21 protein-coding genes are annotated in these 21,278 nt (G+C 72.6%); 10 read left to right on the top strand and 11 right to left on the bottom strand.

Translation table 11 applies throughout. The features are described 5' to 3' along the window. Positions 1-35 precede the first annotated feature (35 nt). Together ACIGO8_RS27920 and ACIGO8_RS27915 are read right to left on the bottom strand one after the other, a co-directional pair. Positions 36-1,550 (bottom strand): SDR family oxidoreductase, encoded by a 1,515-nt coding sequence (locus ACIGO8_RS27920; protein ID WP_399736282.1) that lies wholly within the window; start codon positions 1,548-1,550, stop codon positions 36-38. A 142-nt stretch (positions 1,551-1,692) separates the two neighbouring features. After that, a complete protein-coding gene (locus tag ACIGO8_RS27915) occupies positions 1,693-2,271 on the bottom strand; it encodes a fasciclin domain-containing protein (RefSeq protein ID WP_399736279.1) in 579 nt (192 codons plus the stop codon). 353 nt (positions 2,272-2,624) lie between these two features. Between ACIGO8_RS27915 and ACIGO8_RS27910 the strand changes: the two genes are divergently transcribed. Further along, positions 2,625-4,124: a cryptochrome/photolyase family protein gene (locus ACIGO8_RS27910; RefSeq protein WP_399736276.1), complete on the top strand. Its 1,500-nt coding sequence runs from the start codon at positions 2,625-2,627 to the stop codon at positions 4,122-4,124. 23 nt (positions 4,125-4,147) lie between these two features. Here the strand turns inward: ACIGO8_RS27910 and ACIGO8_RS27905 are convergent, their stop codons facing one another. Then, the gene (locus tag ACIGO8_RS27905) at positions 4,148-5,023 is read right to left on the bottom strand and encodes an undecaprenyl-diphosphate phosphatase (RefSeq protein ID WP_399736273.1); all 876 of its coding nucleotides are present in this window, start codon (positions 5,021-5,023) and stop codon (positions 4,148-4,150) included. A 111-nt stretch (positions 5,024-5,134) separates the two neighbouring features. After that, positions 5,135-5,596 (bottom strand): winged helix-turn-helix transcriptional regulator, encoded by a 462-nt coding sequence (locus tag ACIGO8_RS27900; RefSeq protein WP_399736270.1) that lies wholly within the window; start codon positions 5,594-5,596, stop codon positions 5,135-5,137. 112 nt (positions 5,597-5,708) lie between these two features. Between ACIGO8_RS27900 and ACIGO8_RS27895 the strand changes: the two genes are divergently transcribed. Continuing rightward, entirely contained in the window at positions 5,709-6,878 is a 1,170-nt protein-coding gene (locus ACIGO8_RS27895; RefSeq protein ID WP_399736267.1) for a thiolase family protein, read from the top strand. Positions 6,879-7,057: 179 nt separating this feature from the next. Here the strand turns inward: ACIGO8_RS27895 and ACIGO8_RS27890 are convergent, their stop codons facing one another. Further along, a complete protein-coding gene (locus ACIGO8_RS27890; RefSeq protein ID WP_399736265.1) occupies positions 7,058-7,762 on the bottom strand; it encodes a TVP38/TMEM64 family protein in 705 nt (234 codons plus the stop codon). 160 nt (positions 7,763-7,922) lie between these two features. On the opposite strand from ACIGO8_RS27890, the gene ACIGO8_RS27885 reads away from it, so the two are divergent. Next, positions 7,923-8,642 carry a DNA alkylation repair protein gene (locus ACIGO8_RS27885; RefSeq protein ID WP_399736262.1) on the top strand — a complete coding sequence of 240 codons (720 nt, stop codon included), beginning with the start codon at positions 7,923-7,925 and terminating at the stop codon, positions 8,640-8,642. Between the two features lie 4 nt (positions 8,643-8,646). On the opposite strand, the gene ACIGO8_RS27880 is transcribed toward ACIGO8_RS27885, so the two are convergent. After that, positions 8,647-9,039 (bottom strand): hypothetical protein, encoded by a 393-nt coding sequence (locus ACIGO8_RS27880; protein ID WP_399736260.1) that lies wholly within the window; start codon positions 9,037-9,039, stop codon positions 8,647-8,649. A 346-nt stretch (positions 9,040-9,385) separates the two neighbouring features. Between ACIGO8_RS27880 and tuf the strand changes: the two genes are divergently transcribed. The 3 genes from tuf to ACIGO8_RS27865 all read left to right on the top strand — a co-directional run bounded on the left by tuf (position 9,386) and on the right by ACIGO8_RS27865 (position 12,547). Beyond that, positions 9,386-10,564, top strand: a complete 1,179-nt coding sequence (gene tuf, locus ACIGO8_RS27875) for an elongation factor Tu (RefSeq protein WP_399736257.1) — start codon at positions 9,386-9,388, stop codon at positions 10,562-10,564. 275 nt (positions 10,565-10,839) lie between these two features. Next, complete coding sequence (locus ACIGO8_RS27870; protein ID WP_399736254.1) at positions 10,840-11,697, top strand: patatin-like phospholipase family protein; 858 nt, start codon at positions 10,840-10,842, stop codon at positions 11,695-11,697. A gap of 4 nt (positions 11,698-11,701) precedes the next feature. Further along, positions 11,702-12,547 (top strand): spermidine synthase, encoded by an 846-nt coding sequence (locus tag ACIGO8_RS27865; RefSeq protein WP_399736251.1) that lies wholly within the window; start codon positions 11,702-11,704, stop codon positions 12,545-12,547. Between the two features lie 104 nt (positions 12,548-12,651). Here ACIGO8_RS27865 and ACIGO8_RS27860 read toward each other — a convergent pair whose 3' ends face one another. Both ACIGO8_RS27860 and ACIGO8_RS27855 read right to left on the bottom strand, forming a co-directional pair. Further along, entirely contained in the window at positions 12,652-13,974 is a 1,323-nt protein-coding gene (locus ACIGO8_RS27860; protein ID WP_399736248.1) for an MFS transporter, read from the bottom strand. Continuing rightward, on the bottom strand, positions 13,971-15,047 hold the full coding sequence (locus ACIGO8_RS27855; protein ID WP_399736245.1) for a hypothetical protein: 1,077 nt from the start codon (positions 15,045-15,047) through the stop codon (positions 13,971-13,973). The genes ACIGO8_RS27860 and ACIGO8_RS27855 overlap by 4 nt, the downstream gene beginning before the upstream one ends. A 234-nt stretch (positions 15,048-15,281) precedes the next feature. Here ACIGO8_RS27855 and ACIGO8_RS27850 point away from each other — a divergent pair, with 234 nt between their 5' ends. Both ACIGO8_RS27850 and ACIGO8_RS27845 read left to right on the top strand, forming a co-directional pair. Beyond that, a complete protein-coding gene (locus tag ACIGO8_RS27850; protein ID WP_399736431.1) occupies positions 15,282-15,719 on the top strand; it encodes a DUF4442 domain-containing protein in 438 nt (145 codons plus the stop codon). 200 nt (positions 15,720-15,919) lie between these two features. Next, positions 15,920-16,603 (top strand): DedA family protein, encoded by a 684-nt coding sequence (locus tag ACIGO8_RS27845; protein ID WP_399736242.1) that lies wholly within the window; start codon positions 15,920-15,922, stop codon positions 16,601-16,603. Between the two features lie 70 nt (positions 16,604-16,673). Here ACIGO8_RS27845 and ACIGO8_RS27840 read toward each other — a convergent pair whose 3' ends face one another. Together ACIGO8_RS27840 and ACIGO8_RS27835 are read right to left on the bottom strand one after the other, a co-directional pair. Continuing rightward, positions 16,674-17,615, bottom strand: a complete 942-nt coding sequence (locus ACIGO8_RS27840) for a RimK family alpha-L-glutamate ligase (RefSeq protein ID WP_399736239.1) — start codon at positions 17,613-17,615, stop codon at positions 16,674-16,676. Between the two features lie 599 nt (positions 17,616-18,214). Beyond that, positions 18,215-18,757 (bottom strand): gamma carbonic anhydrase family protein, encoded by a 543-nt coding sequence (locus tag ACIGO8_RS27835; RefSeq protein WP_399736237.1) that lies wholly within the window; start codon positions 18,755-18,757, stop codon positions 18,215-18,217. A gap of 122 nt (positions 18,758-18,879) precedes the next feature. Between ACIGO8_RS27835 and ACIGO8_RS27830 the strand changes: the two genes are divergently transcribed. Then, complete coding sequence (locus ACIGO8_RS27830) at positions 18,880-19,647, top strand: acyltransferase (protein WP_399736234.1); 768 nt, start codon at positions 18,880-18,882, stop codon at positions 19,645-19,647. A gap of 50 nt (positions 19,648-19,697) precedes the next feature. On the opposite strand, the gene ACIGO8_RS27825 is transcribed toward ACIGO8_RS27830, so the two are convergent. Further along, positions 19,698-20,567 carry an EamA family transporter gene (locus tag ACIGO8_RS27825; RefSeq protein ID WP_399736429.1) on the bottom strand — a complete coding sequence of 290 codons (870 nt, stop codon included), beginning with the start codon at positions 20,565-20,567 and terminating at the stop codon, positions 19,698-19,700. 104 nt (positions 20,568-20,671) lie between these two features. On the opposite strand from ACIGO8_RS27825, the gene ACIGO8_RS27820 reads away from it, so the two are divergent. Then, positions 20,672-21,244, top strand: a complete 573-nt coding sequence (locus ACIGO8_RS27820; protein WP_399736231.1) for a helix-turn-helix domain-containing protein — start codon at positions 20,672-20,674, stop codon at positions 21,242-21,244. Positions 21,245-21,278: the final 34 nt, after the last annotated feature.

Raw genomic sequence — 21,278 nt, 5'->3', positions numbered from 1 at the left:
GCTCCGCACTCCCCGCGGCGGTGATCACCGCCGGTTCACGATGTGTCCCGCCGCCCGCTCTCCGCCTCGGCGGTCCGGGCGATGTTCCGGGCCATGCCGCCGAAGACCACGGCGTGGAACGGCGAGACGCTCCACCAGTACGCCTGGCCCGCGAGGCCCTTCGGATGAAACAGCGCCCGCTGCCGGTAGGACGTACGGCCCGCCGCGTTCCGTTCGACGGCCATCTCCAGCCACGCGAGGCCGGGCAGCCGCATCTCGGCCCGCAGACGGAGCAGGCGTCCGCGCTCGATCTCCTCCACGCGCCAGAAGTCGAGCGCGTCGCCGACCCGCAGGCGGGCGGCGTCGCGCCGGCCGCGCCGCAGGCCCACGCCGCCGGCGAGCCGGTCGGCCCAGCCGCGGACGGCCCAGGCCAGCGGGAAGGAGTACCAGCCGTTCTCGCCGCCGATGCCCTCGATGACCCGCCACAGCACCGCCGGATCCGCGTCGACCTCGCGGGCGCGTTCGTCGGTGTAGAGGCTGCCGCCCGCCCAGTCCGGGTCGGTCGGCAGCGGGTCGCTCGGCGCGCCGGGCGGCGAGGCGGAGGACCAGCGGGTCGTGACCTGGGCGTCGCGCACCCGGCGCAGGGCGAGACGGAGCGACTCCCCGAACGGGACGGGTCGTCCGGGGCCGTCGGGAACGTACCGGGCGATGTCGTGCTCGCCGCACACCACCTCGTGCCGGAGCGACTCGGTGAGGGGCTTGGCCAGGGAGGCCGGCACCGGTGTGACCAGACCGATCCAGTGGCTCGACAGCCGCGGCGTGAGGACGGGCACGGGGACGATGAGGCGCCTGCGGAGCCCGGCGACCTCGGCGTACCGCACCATCATCTCCCGGTAGGTGAGCACGTCGGGACCGCCGACGTCGAAGGTCCGGTTGACGTCCGCGGGCATGCCGGCGCTTCCCACCAGATAGCGCAGCACGTCGCGGACGGCGACGGGCTGGACCCTGCTGCCCACCCAGCTGGGCGTGACCATGACCGGCAGCCGCTCCGTCAGGTACCGCAGCATCTCGAAGGAGGCCGATCCCGAACCGATGACGACGGCGGCCCGCAGCACGGTGGTGGGGACGCCCGAGTCGAGGAGGATGCGGCCCACCTCGGTGCGGGACCGCAGGTGCGGCGAGAGCTCCTCCTCCGGCACCCCGCGCGGCGTCAGGCCGCCCAGATAGACGATCCGCCGCACTCCGGCGGACCGCGCCTCGGCGGCGAAGGTACGGGCGGCCAGGCGGTCCCTGGCCTCGAAGTCCGCCGTCGAGCTCATGGAGTGGACGAGGTAGTAGGCGACGTCGACGCCGTCGAGCGCCGCGCGGAGGCTCGCGCCGTCCGTGACGTCACCGCGCACCGTCTCCACGCGGTCGACCCACGGGAAGTCGCGGAGCTTGTCCGGATGCCGGGCGAGGCAGCGCACCTGGTGACCGCCGTCGAGGAGCTCGGGCACGAGGCGGCCTCCGATGTAGCCGCTCGCGCCGGTGACGAGGCACCGGGTGCCTCCGGTGGGGTGGGGAGAGTTCATACGCTGATCCGTTCCACCGATCGCCGTGATGTACAGGCCCTACGCCGGATCTTCGTCGCGGCGGGTGCCCGCGGATGCGGGAACGGGCCGGCGGCAGCTCCCCGTCGCTGCCGCCCCGCCGCGCGTGCACCCGCCGCCTTCCTCACCGGGGCATGAGCACGGTGTCGACGACGTGGACGGTCGCGTTGGACGTGCGGACGTCGCCGCAGACGACGGAGGCCGTGCCGTTCACCTTGTACGTGTCCCCTGAACCGGCGGTGGTCAGAGTGCCGCCCTGCAGGGTCTTGAAGGAACCGTCGGCGAGGTCCGCCTTGTGCACGGGCTCGTCGACCACGTGGTAGGTGAGGACCTCGGTGAGAAGGTCCTTGTCGGCCAGGACCTTGTCCAGATCCGCCTTCGGGATCTTGGCGAAGGCCTCGTTCGTCGGAGCGAAGACCGTGATGTCCTTCGCGTTGTTCAAGGTGTCGGCCAGGCCCGCCTTCTGCACGGCGGCCGTCAGCGTCGACAGGGCCGGGTTGTGCGACGCGGCGGTCGCCACCGGGTCGTCGGCCATGCCGGCGAACGAGCCGGCGCCCTCCTTCGGCACCGAGGCACAGCCCGGTCCGAACGGGGCGGCGCCGTCGTCGGCCGAGGCCTGTGGGGCGAGGGCACCGAACGAGACCGCGAGGGCCGAGGCGGCCAGGGTGACCGAGAGGCGGCGCCGGGTGGATGTGGGGTTCATGTCGTGCTCCTCCCGCCGGCCGGCGCCGAGGGGCCCCGGCCGTGGATCGGTGCTCTGCCGTGGATCGGTGGTGCGTGGATCGGTTGTGCTCTCACCTGGACCTTCCGGCCCGAGCGGCCCTCCGGATGAGACCGGCGGCACTTTTTCCTCACCTTTCCTCACCTTTCCTCGCCTTTGCCCGGCCCGGCCGGCGGGGGCGCCTGCCTGCCGTGAGGCGCCGCGTCGCCCGCTTCCCGCCGCCTCGGGGCCACCGCATCCGGGGCGGGCCCGCGCGGCGAAGAAGGCGTGGGTGCGACGGGCGCACCCGCGCGGAGGTGAACCGAGCCGCGCAAACCAAACGGACCGGGACCGCCATGACGACCACGCACTGGCTCTTCGGTGACCAGCTGGGACCCGCCTTCCTCACTCCGGACGGCGGCGGGCCCTCCCGTGACGCCCGCGTGGTGATGATCGAGTCGCGAGCCGTCTTCCGCCGCCGGCGCTTCCACCGGGCCAAGGCCCATCTGGTCCTCTCGGCGATGCGGCACCGCGCCGCCGAACTCGGCGACCGGGTGACGTACGTACGGGCCGAGACCTACCGGGAGGGCCTGCGGCAGGCGGTGGGCGAGGAGCCGGTGACGGTCCACCATCCGACGTCCCGGGCGGCGCTGGCGTTCGTACGGTCCCTGGAGCACGTCACCGTCCTGCCGCCCCGTGGCTTCCTCGTCGCCACGGAGGACTTCGCCGCCTGGGCGCGCGGGCGACGAGAACTGCGCATGGAGGCCTTCTACCGCGACGTCCGACGCGACCACGACCTGCTGATGGAGGGCGGCGGGCCGGCCGGCGGCACCTGGAACCTCGACCACGGCAACCGGGAACCGCCGCCGCGAGGGGCCGCGACACTGGGCGCCGACGCTCCCTACCGTCCTCGCGAGGACGCCGTCGACGAGGAGGTCCGCCGGGACCTCGACCGGTGGGAGCGCGAGGGCGCCGTCTCCTTCGTCGGCCGGGACGGTCCGCGGCTGTTCCCCGCCGACCGCAGGGAGGCACGCGCCGCGCTGCGCCGCTTCGTGCGTCACCGGCTGGCCGGTTTCGGCGCCCATGAGGACGCGATCCTCGCCGACGACGGCACCATGAGCCACAGCCTGCTGTCGTCCTCCCTGAACCTGGGCCTGCTCGGCCCGGCCGAGTGCGTGGAGGCGGCGCAGGCGGCGTACCGGGCGGGCGAGGCACCGCTGAACTCGGTGGAGGGTTTCGTCCGGCAGATCGCCGGATGGCGCGAGTACGTCTGGCAGCTCTACTGGTACTTCGGCGAGGACTACCGGACGTCCAACGCCCTCCGGCACACCGCCGCCCTGCCCGACTGGTGGAGCGAACTCGACGCGGACGCCGTGTCGGCCCGCTGCCTCGCGACGGTGCTGCGGCAGGTCCGGGACACCGGCTGGACGCACCACGTGCCGCGGCTGATGGTGCTCGGCAGCCATGCGCTCCAGCGCGGGTGGGACCCGGCCGCCGTGACCGATTGGTTCCACCGGTGCTTCGTCGACGGATACGACTGGGTGATGCTGCCCAACGTCGTGGGCATGTCGCAGTACGCGGACGGCGGCAGGATGACGACGAAGCCGTACACGTCGGGCGGCGCCTACCTCTCCCGGATGAGCGACCTGTGCGGACCGTGTCCGTACCGCCCGGACCGGCGGGTGGGGGAGGAGGCGTGCCCGTTCACCGCGGGCTACTGGAACTTCCTGCACCGCCACCGCGGCGCGCTCGGCCGCAACGCCCGGATGTCCCGGGCGGTGCGCGGCCTCGACCGCCTTGGGGACCTGCCCGCCCTGCTGGAGCAGGAACGGCGGCGCGGTGACGGGCCGCCGTGACGTCAGCCGGCGGACTCGTGACGTCAGCCGGCTGACTCTCCCGCGTGCGGGCTGAGCACGTCGGCGCCGACCAGGACGAAGAGCAGGATGCCGAGGGCGATCCGGTAGATCACGAAGGGCATGAAGCTCTTGGTGGTGATGAACTTCATGAACCAGGCGATCACCGCGTAACCGACGCCGAAGGCGATGACCGTGGCGAAGATCGTCGGACCCCAGGAGACATGGCCGCCCTCGGTCGCGTCCTTCAGTTCGAACACGCCGGAGGCGAGCACGGCGGGGATGGCGAGCAGGAAGGAGTAGCGGGCCGCGGCCTCGCGGGTGTAGCCCATGAGCAGGCCGCCGGAGATGGTGGCGCCGGACCGGGAGACGCCCGGGATCAGCGCCATGGCCTGGCAGACGCCGTAGATGAGGCCGTCGCGCACGCCGAGCTCCCGCAGCGACTTGCGCTCGCGCACCGCGCGGTGCCGGCCACCGGCCTCGTCACGCGCGGCGAGCCGGTCGGCGACGCCGAGCACGATGCCCATGACGACGAGCGTGGTGGCGGTCAGCCGCAGATCGCGGAACGGGCCCTCGATCTGGTCCTTGAACGTGACGCCGAGGACACCGATCGGGATCGAGCCGACGATGACCAGCCAGCCCATCTTCGCGTCGTGGTCCGAGCGCATCGACTTGTCGACGAGCGAACGGAACCAGGCGGAGACGATCCGCGCGATGTCCTTGCGGAAGTAGATGAGGACGGCGGCCTCGGTGCCGATCTGCGTGATGGCCGTGAAGGCGGCACCCGGGTCCTCCCAGCCGGCGAACGCGGCGGTGAGCCGCAGATGCGCGCTGGAGGAGATGGGAAGGAACTCCGTAAGCCCCTGGACGAGTCCGAGGATGAACGATTCGAACCAACTCATGGGGCCAGGGCCGTCCCGGATGTACGTGTGCGGTCATATGGTCGGTGCGCAGCGTACCGTCCCGAAGTGACAAGATCGTCCGCAGGGCGTCCGCAGGGTCCGGGGCCCTTCTCAGTCCTCGACGGGGCCCGTCCGCGTCCAGCCCGGCGCCCGCACGTGCGTCGTGAGGCTCTCGCGGTCCGCCTCGCCGCCGCAGCTCGCGCAGACCGTGCGCGGGCGCAGCACCTCGCCGCAGCTGTGCTCCAGGACCACCGGCGGGTCGTCCGGGTTGAGGTGGCGGTCGCCCCAGGCCATCAGGCTCATGAGGACCGGACCGAGCTCCTTGCCGGCGTCGGTCGACCGGTACTCGTAGCGCTTGGGCCGCTCGCTGTACGCCACCTTCTCCAGGATCCCGGCCTCCACCAGCCGCTTGAGGCGCGCGGTGAGGATGTCGCGCGGGGCGCCCGTGTTGCGCGCGATGCGGTCGAAGCGGTGGACGCCCAGGGAGACCTCGCGCAGGACGAGCAGGGAGTACTTCTCCCCGACGAGGGTGAGCGTGTCGGCGATCGAGCAGGGGCGGGGCGCGGCCTTCATGGCCCCAGCGTAAGCCAGACCGGCCGGAGTGGGTTTGAGAATCAAACTCACTGGGCTATGTTACTCACAAGTGTTGGTCCAGTTTTCCAACTCTCCTCTCGGGAGCCGTGCCATGCGTGACGCCGTCATCGTCGAAGCAGTCCGTACGCCCATAGGGAAGGGCAAGCCCGGCGGAGCCCTCGCCGACGTCCATCCCGTCGCCCTCCTCTCGCACACCCTGCGCGCCCTCGTCGACCGCGCCGGCATCGACCCGGCCCTCGTCGACGACGTCATCGGCGGCACCGTCGACCAGGTCGGCGAGCAGGCCATGAACACCACCCGCTACGCCTGGCTGGGCGCCGGACTGCCCGAGAGCGTGCCCGCCACCACCGTCGACCGGCAGTGCGGCTCCTCGCAGCAGGCCGTGCACTTCGCCGCCCAGGGCGTCATGTCGGGCGCGTACGACGTCGCCGTGGCCTGCGGCGTCGAGTCCATGAGCCGCGTCCCCATGTGGTCCAACGTGCCGCCCGGCGCCGACCCCTTCGGCCCCGGCGTGGCCGCGCGCTACCCGGAAGGCCTGGTGCCGCAGGGCATCAGCGCCGAGCTCATCGCCGCCAAGTGGTCCCTCGGCCGCGCGGCGATGGACGAGTTCGCCGCCGCCTCGCACGTCAAGGCCGCGCGCAGCTGGGCCGACGGACTCTTCGACGACCAGGTCGTCCCGTACGGGGAGGTGCGCCGCGACGAGTCGGTGCGGCCCGCCACCACGCCCGAGATCCTCGCCGGGCTCCGGCCCTCCTTCGAGGACCCCGGCTTCGCCGAGCGCTTCCCGCAGATCGACTGGTCGGTCACCGCGGGCAACAGCAGCCCGATCAACGACGGAGCCTCCGCCGTCCTCGTCCTGGCCGCCGACACCGCCCGCGCGCTCGGTCTGCGCCCGCTCGCCCGGCTGCACTCCTTCGCCGTCACCGGCTCCGACCCGCTGCTCATGCTGACCGGTGTCATCCCCGCCACCGAGAAGGTGCTGCGCCGGGCCGGACTCGGACTCGACGACATCGACCTCTTCGAGATCAACGAGGCCTTCGCGAGCGTGGTCCTCGCCTGGCAGCAGGAGACCGGCGCCGACCCCGCCAAGGTCAACGTCCACGGCGGCGCGATCGCCCTCGGCCACCCGCTCGGCGCCAGCGGCACCCGCCTGACGACGACCCTGGTGCACGCGCTGCGGGCGCGGGGCGGGCGCTACGGACTGCAGGCGATGTGCGAGGCGGGCGGTCTGGCGAACGCCATGATCGTGGAGGCGCTGTAGCGGCGGGTGCGGCGCGGAGGGCCGGGCCGGTCCGACCTCAGCGGTCCGACCTCAGCGGTCCGGCGCGCAGATCACGGCGCGCAGATCACGGCGCAGAGCTCGAGGCGCAGAGCTCGAGGCGCAGAGCTCGAGGCGCCGGGCGCGGAGCACAGGGTCCGCCGAGCCCGGCCCTCACGCGTTCACGCGCTGACGCGCTCGCGCTCGGGCACCGTCTTCGCGTCCTCGCCCTCCTCCTGCGGCCTGCGGAGATGGTGCCGCTTGCGCCAGCCGACCACGGCGGCCAGCGCGGCCGACACGACGATGAACCCCGCCGAGACCAGGAACGCGGGCGAGGTCGGCGAGGTGGCCTCGCTGCCCGCGATCACGTAGGCGACCGTGTTCGGCACCGAGCCGAGACCGGTCGCCAGGAGGAACGGCAGGCACTTCATCCGGGAGACGGCGGCCGCGTAGTTGGCCACCACGAACGGCATTCCCGGGAAGAGGCGGATCGCCAGCATCGAGCGGAAGCCGTGCCGGCTCAGCTGGCCGTCCGCCGCCTTCAGCCAGCGGCCCCGGACATACGGACGCAGCGCCTCCTGGCCCAGCGCCCGGCCCAGCGCGAACGACAGACCCGCGCCCAGGACCGTGCCGCCGAGGGCCGCCGCGAAACCGGCCGGGGCGCCGAACAGCGCGCCGGCGGCGAGGTTCAGGATCGGCCGCGGCACCAGGGCCGCTGTGCAGATCCCGTACGCGAGCCCGAACACGACCACCGCGCCCGCGCCGCTCATCTGCGGCGGCCAGCCCGTCGCGAGCAGCCGCTGCGGCTGGAAGAGCAGCACCGCCGAGCCCGCGGAGAGCAGGATCAGAGCGAGATACGCCAGCCGGGCCTTGGGCGAGAGGAGCATTCGGGGAGACTAACCGACCCGGCCGCGTGATCGCCGCCCGCTGCACCACGCTCCCGCCCCAGCCTCCGGCGCCCGCCCGCCCAGCGCGCTCGCCCGCGCCGCCGGCCCCGCCCGGGCCGCCCGGGCCCCGGCCTCACGCCTCCGCGCCTACAGTGGGCCCGTGACCGCAGCCGTCCCCGTCGCCGTGCCCGACAGCAGCCTCGCCGACACCGTGCTCGCCCGGCTCACCGACGCGTATCCCGCCGCCGGCGACCCCTTCCGGGCGCAGGAGATGGTCGCGTACATGAAGGGCGTCGCCCCCTTCCTCGGGGTGCGCACCACCGAGCGCCGCGCCCTGTCCCGTACCGTCCTCGAAGGCCTCCCGGTCCCCGACGAGGCCGACTGCACGGCGATCGCGCTGCGCTGTTTCGCCCTGCCCGAGCGCGAGTACCACTACTTCGCCGTCGACTACCTGCGCCGCCACGTGAGGCGCTGCTCCTCCGCCTTCCTCCCGGTCGCCCGCACCCTCGTCACCACCGTCTCCTGGTGGGACACCGTCGACCACCTCGCCGCCCACGTCGTCGGCGGCCTCGTCGCGGCGGACCCGGCGCTCGCCGCCCGCATGGACGAGTGGATCGCCGACGACGACCTCTGGGTCGCCCGCACCGCCCTCCTCCACCAGCTCCGCTTCAAGTCCGCCACCGACGCCGAACGCCTCTTCTCCTACTGCCTGCTGCGCTCCGGCCACCCGGACTTCTTCATCCGCAAGGCGATCGGCTGGAGCCTGCGCGAGTACGCCAAGACCTCCCCGTCCGAGGTCCACGCCTTCGTCACCCGGCACACCGCCACCCTCTCCCCCCTCTCGACCCGCGAGGCCCTCAAGAACCTGACCCCGTCCTAGACAGTCAGTCGGGAGGCCTCACCCAGGGAGCCAGACGTTCCCCCGCCGCCAGATCCTCGCGCCAGTACCGGAACACGATTCCCCGCACGATGCGGAGCCGCCTGGCCGCGACCAGCCCTGAGGCGGGACTCGGCCCGCCCGCGTCGGCCTCGAAGGCGACCAGCACGGGAGGCGTCTCACCGACCTGCCGTGCGACGAGCCCGACCTCGGCCGGTGTCGGCGCGCGAAACGCCGGGTCCTGAAAGGCGGCGGGACACGTGACGAAGAGCGGGTCGCTGAACACCAGCTCCAGGCCGTGGGCGTACGCGATGTCGTGACCGGCGCCCAGACGCAACTGCCCGGGGTCCCAGGAAACGATGTCCCAGTCCCACCACGACCCTTCGGGCAGCTCGATCACGGCCCGTCAGCCACCTCCCGAGGCCCCGCTCTCTCGACAGTCCGACAGGCTACACACCGGCACAGGGCACCGACGGGGCCCCGTGCGGTCCGAAGTACCTCTGCCCGCACCGAAATTCGGTCGACTCGGCAGGGCCGAGCGGTCATGATTCGAGGCATGTCCCGGTACGCCTTCCTCGCAGCGCCGTCCGCAGTCGCGGACGCGCCGAAGGCTGCCGTCTGCGTGGCGCTCGGCGGCGACCGAAGCTGACCCTTCCCGGATCGTCCGGCGGACCCCACAGGGGGAGGGTCGGTTCGGCCCAGGGGTCCCCGCACACGCTTCGAGCACCGAAACGAGCGATTCAGCCATGCCCAAGCAGGCGTACGCGCGCACCAAGCCGCATCTCAACATCGGCACCATGGGCCACGTCGACCACGGCAAGACCACCCTCACCGCCGCCATCACCAAGGTCCTCAGCGAGCGCGGCACCGGCGGCCCCACCACCTACGTGCCCTACGACCGGATCGACCGCGCTCCCGAGGAGGCGCGCCGGGGCATCACCATCAACGCGGCGCACGTCGAGTACGAGACCGACACCCGTCACTACGCCCACGTCGACATGCCGGGCCACGCCGACTACATCAAGAACATGGTCACCGGCGCCGCGCTGCTGGACGGGGCGATCCTCGTCGTCTCCGCGCTCGACGGGATCATGCCGCAGACCGCCGAGCACGTCCTGCTCGCCCGCCAGGTCGGCGTCGACCACGTCGTCGTCGCCCTCAACAAGGCGGACGGCGCGGACGACGAGCTGACCGACCTGGTCGAGCTGGAGGTACGGGAACTGCTCACCGCGCACGGCTACGGCGGCGACGCCGTGCCCGTCGTCCGGGTCTCGGGGCTGCGCGCCCTCGAGGGCGACCCGCGCTGGACCGCGTCCGTCGAGGCGCTGCTCGACGCCGTCGACACGTACGTGCCGCTGCCGGTGCGTTACGTGGAGGCGCCGTTCCTCATGCCCGTCGAGAGCGTGCTCACCATCACCGGACGGGGCACGGTCGTCACGGGCGCGATCGAGCGCGGGACCGTCCGGGTCGGCGACCGGGTCGAGGTGCTCGGCGCGGACACGGAGACCGTCGTCACCGGGGTCGAGACCTTCGGCCGCCCGATGGAGTCGGCCCAGGCCGGCGACAACGTCGCGCTGCTCCTGCGGGGAGTGCCGCGCGGCGCCGTCCGGCGCGGGCAGGTGGTGGCGCGGCCCGGCAGCGTCGTGCCGCGCCGCCGCTTCACGGCGCGGGTGTACGTGCTGTCCGCCCGCGAGGGCGGCCGCACCACACCGGTGGCGACGGGCTACCGGCCGCAGTTCTATCTGCGCACCGCCGACGTCGTCGGCGCCGTCGACCTCGGCGAGCAGGGCGTGGCCCGGCCCGGCGAGACGGTCACCATGACCGTGGAGCTCGGTCGCGACGTCCCGCTGGAGCCGGGCCTCGGCTTCGCGATCCGTGAGGGCGGCCGCACGGTCGGCGCGGGCACGGTGACGGAGGTCCACTGACCCGAGGGCCGCAGACGGGGCCGGCCCGCGGACGTCAGCGGACCGCGCACCACTGACCCGACGGCTGCTGACGGGGCCGGCCCGTCGCGTGCGAGGCGGGCCGGCCCCCGACCGTCGAGGGGCTGGCCCGCCGCCCGCTGACGAGGCCGGTTCGCCGGCCCCGACCGCCGACCAGGTCGGCCCGCCGGCCGCCTTCGCGTCGACTCCCGTACCGGAGCAGCTCGTTCCGCCACCCCGCCCCGCACCGGCCCACCACCCTCCGCCAGACTCGGATCATGACCGACACAGCGATGCGTACGGCACTGGTACTCGGCGCGGGCGGAGTCACCGGAGCCGGGTGGGAGATCGGGATACTGCGAGGGCTCGCCGAGGCGGGCACGGACCTGACGAGCGCCGATCTGGTCCTCGGCAGCTCCGCCGGGGCCGTCGTCGGGGCGCAGGTCGCGTCGGGGACGTTCCCGCTCGACGCGCTGTACGACAGCCAGCTCGGCGCGCCCGAGGGCGAGTCGGCCGCACGGCTGCGGTTCGGGCAGATCGTCAGGTACGCGCTGGCCGTGCTCGGCTCGAAGTCGGCCGAGCAGTACGGGCGGAAGCTCGGCCGGCTCGCCACCGCCGCCGACACGGTGACGCCCGAGGCCCGCCGCGAGGTGATCGCGGGCCGGCTGGGGCCGGCCGTCGAGTGGCCCGAGCGGCGGCTCCTCGTCACCGCCGTCGACGCCGACAGCGGCGAGCTCGTCGCGTACGACAAGGACGCCGGCGTCCCGCTCACCGACGCCGTCACCGCCAGCTGCGCCATCCCCGGCGTCTGGCCCGTCGTCGAGCTCGCCGGCCGCCGGCTCCTCGACGGCGGCATATACTCCACCGCCAACGCCCACCTCGCCGCCGGCTACCGGAGCGTCGTCGTCATCGCGCCCAGCGCCGCCGGCAGCAAGGTGATCCACTCGCCCGCCCGCCAGGCCGCCGCGCTCGCCGCCGCCGGCGCGACGGTGGAGCTCATCACCCCGGACGCGGAGTCCAGGCGGGCCTTCGGCCGCAACCCGCTCGACCCGTCCCGCCGCGGCCCCGCCGCCAGCGCCGGACGGGCCCAGGCCGCCGCCCACGCGCGGGCCGTCGCCGCCCTGTGGGCACAATGAGCACGTGAACGAGCAGATTCCGGTCATCCGCGACGTCGACCACGGCACCGCGCGGCTCATGCCCGACGTGGACACCGAGCGGGGCTGGCTGCTCACCGTCGACGGCGCGCCCCAGTCGTACGTCGACCTCGACGACCCGACCCACCTGGAGTTCGAGTACGCCCAGCGGCTCGCCCATGTCGTCGACCACCTCGCCGACGAGGGCGCCCCGCTCGACGTGCTGCACCTCGGCGGCGGGGCCCTCACCCTGCCCCGTTACGTCGCGGCCACCCGGCCCGGCTCCCGGCAGCACGTCGCCGAGGCCGACCGGGGCCTGCTCGCCCTCGTCGCCGAGCACCTGCCGCTGCCCGACGGCTCCGGGATCGAGGTGCACGGCGCGGACGCCCGGGAGTGGCTGGAGGCCGCGCCGGACGACTCCGCGGACCTGCTGATCGCCGACGTGTTCGGCGGCTCGCGGGTGCCGGCGCACCTCACCTCGGTCGAGTACGCCCGGCAGGCCCGGCGCGTGCTGCGGCCGGGCGGCACGTACGTGGCGAACCTCGCCGACGGCGCGCCCTTCACCTTCCTCCGCTCCCAACTCGCCACCTTCGCCGCCGTCTTCCCCGAGCTCGCCCTGATCGCCGAACCGGCGGTGCTGCGCGGCCGCCGGTTCGGCAACACCGTGCTCGTCGCCTCCGGCCGCGCGATCGACACCGCGCCCCTGGCCCGCCGCACGGCCGCCGACGCGTTCCCGGCCCGGGTGGAGTGGGGCGAGGCCCTGACCCGGCTCATGGGCGACGCCCGGCCGGTACGGGACGCGGACGCCGTCCCGTCGCCCGAACCGCCGGACGGCGCCTTCGGCATCGGCTGAACCATCCGCCGCGCGGCACGCCGTCCGCGGTGCGCCGCGTGGCCGGCGCGTGTGTCGGCCGACGCGTGTTTCGGTCGGCGCGTGCTCCGGCCGGAGGCGGCAGGTCAGGCGGCGTCGCCGCGCGTCCCGGGCGCCGCCGTGGGCGTCGTGACCGGCGTGGCGGGGCCCGGGGCCGGGGCGCCCGTCACCTGCTTCGTACGGCGCGTCAGATTCCGTACGTCCGGCACCAGCAGGACCAGCGCGGTGACCACGACGATCAGCGCCGCCGAGCCCCACAGCGCGTTGCTCCGGCCGAAGACGCTCTCCGCCGGGCCGGCCAGCGCCGTCGACAGCGGCAGCATCGCGGTCGAGCCGAACCAGTCGTAGGCCGAGACCCGTGACAGCTTCTCCTCGGGAATCTCCTGGTGCAGCGCGGTCATCCACGACACACCGAAGACCTCGATGGCGACGCCGCTGACGAACATCGCCGTCGACAGACCGGCCACGTCGAGCGGCACGGCGAGCGCCGCCGAAGGCAGGGCGATCGGGAAGACGCACAGGGTGCCCACGAGGAGCAGCCGGCGCGGCTTCCACCGGGCCATCAGGACGGCGCCGGACAGCGTGCCCACGCCGAACGCGGCGAGCGCCAGGCCCCAGGGTCGGGCGCCGCCCAGTTCGTCGCGGGCGACCAGCGGGCCGTAGACGGACTCGGCCGCACCGACCAGCGCGACCACGATGGAGAACTGGGCCACGATCGACCAGAGCCACGAGCGCCCGACGAACTCGTCCCAGCCCTCGCGCAGATCGGCGAGCAGTCCGCCGCCGGGCGCGCGTGCGGCGATGTGCCGGACGTCGAGGAAGGCGCGCAGCGCGCCCGCCACGGCGAAGGCGGCGGCGTCGACGGCGAGCACCCAGCCCGGGCCGACGGCCGCGATGAGCGCGCCGCCGAGCGCCGCGCCGCCGATCCCGGCGCCGTGCATCGCCATCCGGAAGAGCGCGAAGGCGCGACTGACCTGCTCGCCCTCGACGCTGGACATCAGCATGCCCTCGGCGGCCGGGTTGAAGAACGCCTGCCCGGTGCCGCACAGCGCGGTCAGCAGCATCATGTGCCACAGCCGGGCCTCGCCGGTGAGGACGAGGACCGCGAACACCGCCTGCGACACGCAGTTGAGCGCGTTGGACGCGACCATCACCCGGTGGCGCGGCACCCGGTCGGCGATCGCGCCGCCGACGAGCAGGAACAGCACGAGCGGCAGCGTGCGCGCCATCGCCACCAGGCCCACGTCGCCGCCGTCGCCACCGGACTGGATGACGGCGAACGCCGCCGCGATCAGGGCACCGTGGGTGCCCAGGTTGGTGACGATCGCGGCGGCGGTCAGCAGCAGGTAGTTCCGGCCGGCCCAGTCGGGCAGCGGCGCGGGCACCAGCGGGACACGGAAGCGGCTCACGACTCCGGGGTCTCGGGAGCCAGGCGCACGGTGGAGACGATCTGCTTGATGGTGTCGTCCGGCAGTTCGTCCTTCACGCCCTTGGCCGCGTACAGCACGAAGGAGGAGAAGTCGCCCTTGGAGTTCTTGAAGGAGAAGGCGACGGACTTGCCGTCCGACTCGCACTTGTTGCGCTTCTTGATGCCCGGGGCCACGGCGGTCGCCATGCTGCCCTGCAGACCGGCCTTGGTGGTGTACGGCACCGCCTTGGTGATCTTGATGGTGCCCTTGGGCATGTGCTGGGCGTAGCCGGCCCACACCCAGTTGCCGGCCTCGTTGAAGGCCGCCTCGGCGGTGTCCTTGGCGCCCTGGCCGCCCTTGGTGCCCGCCGTGCTCAGGCCCCAGGTCTCCGCGGTGCCGTTCTTGTCGGTGTCCAGCGCGCACCAGTTGGCCTTGAGGTGCGCGGGCGAGGACATCGTGACGACGGGGCCGCCCTTCTTCTCGTCGTCGAAGTAGGTGATGTAGCCGGGCTTCGAGACCTCCCACTCCGGCGGTACGTCGAACAGCGTGCCGTACTTGGGGTTGTAGACGACCTTCCAGCCGGGGATCGTCGGCTGGTGGGCGGTGTCGTCGCGCGGGTTGTCCAGCGGCGGGGCCGAGGAGGTGGCGGGCGAGGACGGGGCCGAGCTGGCCGGCTTCGGGTCGTCGGCCTGGTCGTTCTTGTCGTCGTTCTTGCCGAGCACCAGATAACCGGCGACGCCGGCGGCGGCCAGCACGGCCACGGCGGCGACGATCGCGACCAGCGTCGTCTGCTTCTTCTTGCCGCCGTCACCGCCGCCCGGCTGCGCCGGACCCGGCATCACGTACTGCGGCTGCGGCACGGTCGGCTGCTGGTACGGGTTGGGCGTCGCGTACGGGTTGGGCTGGCCGGGCATCCCCGGCTGCCCGGGCTGTCCCGGCTGTCCGTAACCAGGCTGCTGCTGGTACGGGTTCGGCTGCCCGTAACCGGGCGGCGGGCCCGGCTGCGCGTACGGGTTCTGACTCTGGTCCTGCGGGTTCTGCTCGCCCCCGGGCGGCTGCTGTCCTGGCCACATGGCGAGTAACGATAGAGGTGCGGGAGGTGCCGGGCTACGGCCGCCCCCTCATCGGGCTCGGTTCGCCTCCGGGCGCCTTCGGTGGGTGTCGACGGTCGACCGTGCTCGGCCCTCGTACCTCGGGCCTGCGCGCGCTCTCCCGGTCTCGACGCCCGCGGCGCCCTTCGGCTCAGGTACGGGGATGGCGAAGACTGCTACCCGTGGGTAACATCACGGCTCATGAGCGCAGACCAGATGACCGTCGGCGAGATGCTCGCCGCCACGGTGCCCATGGCCAGGACCCTCAACCTGGAGTTCCTGGAGACCACCGCCGAGCGCGCCGTCGTGCGCCTGCCGGACCAGGCCGACTACCACAACCACGTGGGCGGCCCGCACGCCGGCGCCATGTTCACCCTCGCCGAGTCCGCCAGCGGCGCCATCGTCCTGGCCGCCTTCGGCGACCAGCTCGGCCGCGCCGTGCCGCTCGCCGTCAAGGCCGAGATCGGCTACAAGAAGCTCGCCATGGGCGTGGTCACCGCCACCGCCACTCTGGGCCGCCCGGCCGCCGAGGTCGTCGCCGACCTCGACGCGGGCCTGCGCCCGGAGTTCCCGGTGCGCATCGAGATCACGCGCGAGGACGGGGCCGTCACCGGCGAGATGACCGTCGTCTGGACCCTGCGCCCGAACTCCTGACGCCGACGGGTGCCTGCCGACGGGCGGCCCGGCCGCCGACCAGGGCCGGAACCGGTGCGACCGGTTCCGGCCCTGATGTGCGCGACAGGTGCGCGCGGCAGGTGCCGCGGGACCGGGTGCGCCGTCCCGGCCGCCGCGCCCGGTCCGCTCGCCCGGGTAGGCTGCCTGAGTTCGGTCGCCGATACGGGAGAGGAACCCGCGTGCACGTCCAGGAGTGGCTGGAGACGATTCCCGCGGTCGCCGTCTACGCTCTCGTCGGGGTGGTGATCGGCCTGGAGAGCCTGGGCATCCCGCTGCCCGGCGAGATCGTCCTCGTCAGCTCGGCGCTGCTGGCGTCGCAGCACGGCGAGATCAACCCGTACGTCCTGGGTACCTGCGCCAGCGCCGGAGCCGTCATCGGCGACTCGATCGGCTACGCGATCGGCCGCAAGGGAGGCCGGCCGCTGCTGGCCAAGCTCGGGAAGAGGTTCCCCAAGCACTTCAGCGAGGCCAACATCGGCCTCGCCGAGGGCTCCTTCCAGAAGTGGGGCATGTGGGCGGTCTTCTTCGGCCGCTTCGTCGCCCTGCTGCGGATCTTCGCCGGCCCGCTGGCGGGCGTGCTGCGCATGCCGTACTGGAAGTTCCTCATCGCCAACGTCTTCGGCGGCATCCTCTGGGCCGGCGGCACCACCGCCGTCATCTACTCGGTCGGCATCGTCGCCGAGGCCTGGCTCAAGCGCTTCTCCTGGCTCGGCCTGCTGCTCGCGGTCCTCATCGGCCTCGCCTCGATGCTGATCCTCAAGAACCGTGCGAAGAAGGCCACGGCAGCGGCGGAGCGCAAGGCCGCCGACGCCGCGGCGGCCGAGCGCCCGGCCGCGGCGGAGGCGACGGCCGCCGCAGACTAGTTCCCGGCCCGACGGCCGCCGGGCCCAGAATCCGGAGCAGGCGCGGTTGATGCGCGTATCAACGGGTCAACTAGGCCGCCGCGGACAGCAGGAAATCAGCGAAGAGCTCGGTCAGTGGCTGGCCGGTGAGTGGTTCCAGGAAAAGGAACTGGCCCTGTGGGTTCACTTCAAGCCATACCGGCTCGCCCTCCGGTGTGAGTTTCAGATCCACCACACCCATGCGAAGTCCCAAGCGACGCAGCACTTCTTTGACCTGCCTGCTCACGTACTCAGGAACGGGCCAAGCTGAAATGGGCACATTGAGGTCGGGGCGCCAGTCAAGCGCTTCTGTCGCGATGAGCGCCCCGTACATGTGGTCGCCGAAACAGTTGAGCCTCACGTGTCGATTGCCCTCGATGTACTCCTGGTAGGTGGCAGGGCAGACCTCGAACGACCCTTCAGGGATCGACTCCGGTCCATCCACCCAGCTTGTGTAGAGCGAAGGTCCAACGGCGCCGACCACGGGTTTGACAATGACTCGTCCGACTTCCTTGGTAAAGGCGATGACATCCTTTCGTGACTGCGAGACCAGGGTTTGTGGCACCCGGAACCCTGCCTCCTTTGCTACCGCCAGTTGATACACCTTGTCCGAGGAGCGGTCGGTTGCTTCAGGGGATGAAATCCAATCTCCGTGGAAGGCGGCGGCGAGGACGCCGGCGAGCGCGCCGCGGCAGTCGTTGTTGATCAGACTGCGCTGGTGGTCACTACTCACCCGCTCGCTGATCTCCTGATCGGCCCTGGCCCGCCGCCACCACAGACGGCTCGCCTCCTCCGGATCCACGGTCGCGCCTTCGGACGTCACCAGGGTTGCCCTTCCCGGGGCGCAGGTCTTTCCGTGCGAATGCCACGAGAGAGCCACTCGTCCACCGATGGTGTCGCACTCCACGATGTGAAAGTCATGACCTCGACTGCGCACCGCGTGCTGTACCGCGACCGCATGCAAGTCCTCACGGTAGGAGACGGCCAGAATCATGCCAAGTCACACCTGTCGCTGCGACTTGTGAGGTTGACTTCGCAACCAGATTCGCAGACGTGGCCTGCGAGACTGTCAGCGTCTATCTCAAGGCCCGTGGTCAGGCGCACCGCCTCTTCCCATGCCCGGAGTTCCTCAGGGCTCTTCAGCCGAACGTAACCGGTCGGTTGGGTCTTGAAGACCACAGGGGGTGGAGTGTTGACGAATTCCGCGCTCTCATCAATTCGATCGCCCAGCCTGAACTCAGACATCGCCCGACCTCCTCGGCTCGCGAAGTGGATACAGGCCCCCTGATTCCACTGAACCACCGATACTCCGTCGGTGCAGCCGGGCCGCGGCGATGGCGACGTGATGAGGGAGCCGCTGTCGTGGCGGAACGTTACTCACGTCACGCAGAGCTATATTTCGCCATGCCTTCCGGCTCTCAACGTCACGCCGATCCGGGCTTCACGCCGAGGATCCGCACACATTCTGGTAGTCGGTCAGCAGGGCCAGCGGGCCCTTGGTGGTGAGGTCAAGGGCCCGGCGGGCGAACGTACAGGCCAGATGTCGGCGCCAGGGCTCGTGCCAGATCCGTGCCAGATCGAGCAGTACGAAGGCTATTCGCCGTCCGCGAACGCCTCCGCGTGGCCCTTGGCCAGGTGCAGGTACATCTCGGCGTTCAGCCGGATGCCCGCCTGCTCCTCCTCCGTCAGGGGACGGCGGACCTTCGCCGGGACGCCCGCGACCAGGGAGCCGGGCGGCACCTCCATGCCCTGCGGGACGAGGGCCTGCGCGGCGATCAGCGAACCGGCGCCGATGCGGGCGCCGTTGAGGATCGTCGCGCCCATGCCGACCAGGACGTCGTCCTCGATCGTGCAGCCGTGCACGGTGGCGTTGTGGCCGACGGTCACCCGCGCGCCGATCGACACCGGGAAGCCCGGGTCGACGTGGACCGTGCAGTTGTCCTGCACGTTCGCGTCCTCGCCGAGCTCGATCGGACCGCAGTCCGCCCGCAGCACCGCGTGGTACCAGACGCTGGCGCGCGGCCCGATCGTGACCTCGCCGAGCACCACCGAGGTCGGCGCGGTGAACGCCGTGGGATCGACCACCGGCTCCTTGCCGCCCACGCCCTTGATCAACGCTCCAGGCACTTCTGTCATCCTTCGCTCCTGCTGTGTCGTCCGTCGGTTCGCGCCTTGGGCGGAACACTAGTCCGGCCCCATGACGGACATCACAGCGCACCGCACTGATCAGCGACGACGCCGCCCACTACGGTGTCCGGGTGCCCCGGAACAGAAACAGGTTCTCCTCGCTGACCGCCTGGCGGCGCCGTCTCGTCGCGCGCGCCCTGCAGGGCGGCTGGCGCCGGATCCAGCAGGCGGGCGCCGTCACCGCCGAGCACCCGGGGCGGCTGCGCTTCCGCGCGCTCGGCGAGGGCACCCGGCTCGCCTTCCCGCAGGGCACGGTCTTCGGCGAGCGGTGGATCGAGATCGGGGCCTGCTGCATCGTCGCCGAGCAGGTCACGCTGACCGCCGGCATGCTGCCGGACCTCGACCTCGGCACGGACACCGTGCTGACCCTCGGCGACGGCGTCGTCCTCGGCCGCGGCAGCCATGTCATCGCGGACGCGCCGATCACCATCGGCTCGGACACCTACTGCGGGCCGTACGTCTACATCACCTCGACCAACCACAGCTACGACGACCCCGACGTGCCCGTCGGCCGGCAGTGGCCGCGCTCCGCTCCGGTCGTCATAGGCCCCGGCTGCTGGCTCGGCACGGGCGCGGTGATCCTGCCCGGCGCCCGGCTCGGCCGGAACGTCGTCGTGGCCGCCGGCGCCGTCGTACGCGGTGAGGTGCCCGACCACGCGGTGGTCGCGGGCGCGCCGGCGAAGGTGGTCCGCTCCTACGACCCGGAGACCGGCTGGCAGCCGCCGCTGCGCACGCCCGCCCCGCGCCCCATCCCGGCCGGCATCACGCCCGCCCAGCTGGCCGCCCTCGCGGAGCTCGGTCTCGACGAACTCGACGAACTGGCGAACCTGGAGCGCTAGTCCGGGTTCAGAGCGCGAGGCCGGATCCGCCGGCCGCCGGCTCGGGTGGCTCAGCCCGTGGCCAGCAGGACCGTGCCCACCAGGGCGAGGCCCGCGCCCGCCGCCTGCACCGCCCGCAGGCGTTCCTTGAGGACGCCGCGCGCGGCGAGGGCCGTCACCACCGGGTAGAGGCTCGCGAGGACCGCGGCGACGGTCACCGGCCCGCGCTGCGCGGCCAGCGCGTAGGTGCCGTTGGCGGCGACGTCGGCGAGGCCCACGAAGGCCAGCGCCGGGACCGCCAGGGCGACCGCCCGCATCCCGCCGCCGTCCGCCGGCAGTGCGCGCCCGCCGCGCCGTACCGAGAACCACAGCGCGGCGCCGCCCACCGCGACATTGGTGACGCGCTGTACGAAGAGCGCGAGGAAGAGTCCCGTGACGGTCGTCGAGGCCTCCGAGATCAGCGCCATCACCGCGCCGAAGCCGAAGGCCGCGACGAGGGTGAGGAGCACCGCCTGCCGCTGCACCGGCGCGCCCCGCAGTTCCGGGCCGCCCGCGAGGACGACGCCGACGACCGCGACGCCGATCCCGGCGAACTGCAGCAGCCCCGGCCGGTCGCCCAGGAGCAGGCCGACGCCGACGGGCACGACCACGCCCAGCGAGCCGAGCGGGGAGACCACGCCCATCGGGCCGAGCGCGAGCGCCCGGTAGAAGGCGAGCATGGCCGCGGGCCCGACGACGCCGGCCGCGACCGCGTACCAGAGCCGGGGCCCGGCCTCACCGAGCGCGCCGGTGGCGAGGACGACGCCGCCGAGGACGACGACGGCGATGCTCTGGGAGACGACCACGACGGTCAGCGCGGGGAAGCGGCGGGTGAGCAGTCCGCCGCCGAAGTCGGCGAGGCCCCACAGGAGACTGGTGGCCAGGGCGAACGCCGCCGTCAGTGCCGTCATCGGTGGTGCCTCGCAGTACAGTGCAGTGAACATTCGGGTGCACCACACGGTAGTACAACCTGTTGAACTCTGTCATTCAAAATATTGGACGGAATGTGTCGGACCTCGACCAGCTCACCCAGTCGCTCGCCCGGAACCTGAAGCGCTGGCGCAACGAGCGCGGCTTCACCCTGGACGCGCTGGCCGCCCGGGCCGGGGTCAGCCGCGGCATGATCATCCAGATCGAGCAGGCCCGCACCAATCCCAGCGTCGGCACCACCGTCAAGCTGGCCGACGCGCTCGGCGTCTCGATCACCACCCTCCTCGACTACGAGCAGGGTCCGCACGTCCGCCTCGTGCCGCCGGAGCAGGCGGTGCGCATGTGGTCCACCTCCACCGGGAGCCACACCACGCTCCTCGCCGGCACCGAGGCCCGCGGGCCCCTGGAGCTGTGGCACTGGACCCTCATGCCGGGCGACGGCAGCGCCTCCGACCCGCATCCCGACGGCACCACCGAGCTCCTCAACGTCACGGCCGGCACGCTCACCCTCGTCGTGGACGGCACGGAGCACCTGCTCCCGGCCGGCCACTCCGCCGTCTTCGAGAGCAACGTGCCGCACGCCTACCGCAACGACGGCGAGGAGACGGTGGAGATGACCATGGCCGTCTCCATCCCGCCCGTACGCTGAGACGAACGCCCGCCGCCCGGCGAGGACTTGTTAG

Source organism: Streptomyces sp. NPDC053493 (genome assembly GCF_044544825.1).
Taxonomy (GTDB): domain Bacteria; phylum Actinomycetota; class Actinomycetes; order Streptomycetales; family Streptomycetaceae; genus Streptomyces.
Note: the sequence above shows the minus strand (reverse complement) of the source record. Positions and strands in the feature narration are given on the sequence as shown.

Coding starts and splice junctions, on each gene's coding strand:
- ACIGO8_RS27905 (WP_399736273.1), bottom strand. CDS start 5,023: ATGAGTTGGTTCGAATCGTTCATCCTCGGACTCGTCCAGGGGCTTACG.
- tuf (WP_399736257.1), top strand. CDS start 9,386: ATGCCCAAGCAGGCGTACGCGCGCACCAAGCCGCATCTCAACATCGGC.
- ACIGO8_RS27835 (WP_399736237.1), bottom strand. CDS start 18,757: ATGACAGAAGTGCCTGGAGCGTTGATCAAGGGCGTGGGCGGCAAGGAG.
- ACIGO8_RS27915 (WP_399736279.1), bottom strand. CDS start 2,271: ATGAACCCCACATCCACCCGGCGCCGCCTCTCGGTCACCCTGGCCGCC.
- ACIGO8_RS27900 (WP_399736270.1), bottom strand. CDS start 5,596: ATGAAGGCCGCGCCCCGCCCCTGCTCGATCGCCGACACGCTCACCCTC.
- ACIGO8_RS27870 (WP_399736254.1), top strand. CDS start 10,840: ATGACCGACACAGCGATGCGTACGGCACTGGTACTCGGCGCGGGCGGA.
- ACIGO8_RS27855 (WP_399736245.1), bottom strand. CDS start 15,047: ATGTGGCCAGGACAGCAGCCGCCCGGGGGCGAGCAGAACCCGCAGGAC.
- ACIGO8_RS27850 (WP_399736431.1), top strand. CDS start 15,282: ATGACCGTCGGCGAGATGCTCGCCGCCACGGTGCCCATGGCCAGGACC.
- ACIGO8_RS27840 (WP_399736239.1), bottom strand. CDS start 17,615: ATGATTCTGGCCGTCTCCTACCGTGAGGACTTGCATGCGGTCGCGGTA.
- ACIGO8_RS27890 (WP_399736265.1), bottom strand. CDS start 7,762: ATGCTCCTCTCGCCCAAGGCCCGGCTGGCGTATCTCGCTCTGATCCTG.
- ACIGO8_RS27910 (WP_399736276.1), top strand. CDS start 2,625: ATGACGACCACGCACTGGCTCTTCGGTGACCAGCTGGGACCCGCCTTC.
- ACIGO8_RS27895 (WP_399736267.1), top strand. CDS start 5,709: ATGCGTGACGCCGTCATCGTCGAAGCAGTCCGTACGCCCATAGGGAAG.
- ACIGO8_RS27920 (WP_399736282.1), bottom strand. CDS start 1,550: ATGAACTCTCCCCACCCCACCGGAGGCACCCGGTGCCTCGTCACCGGC.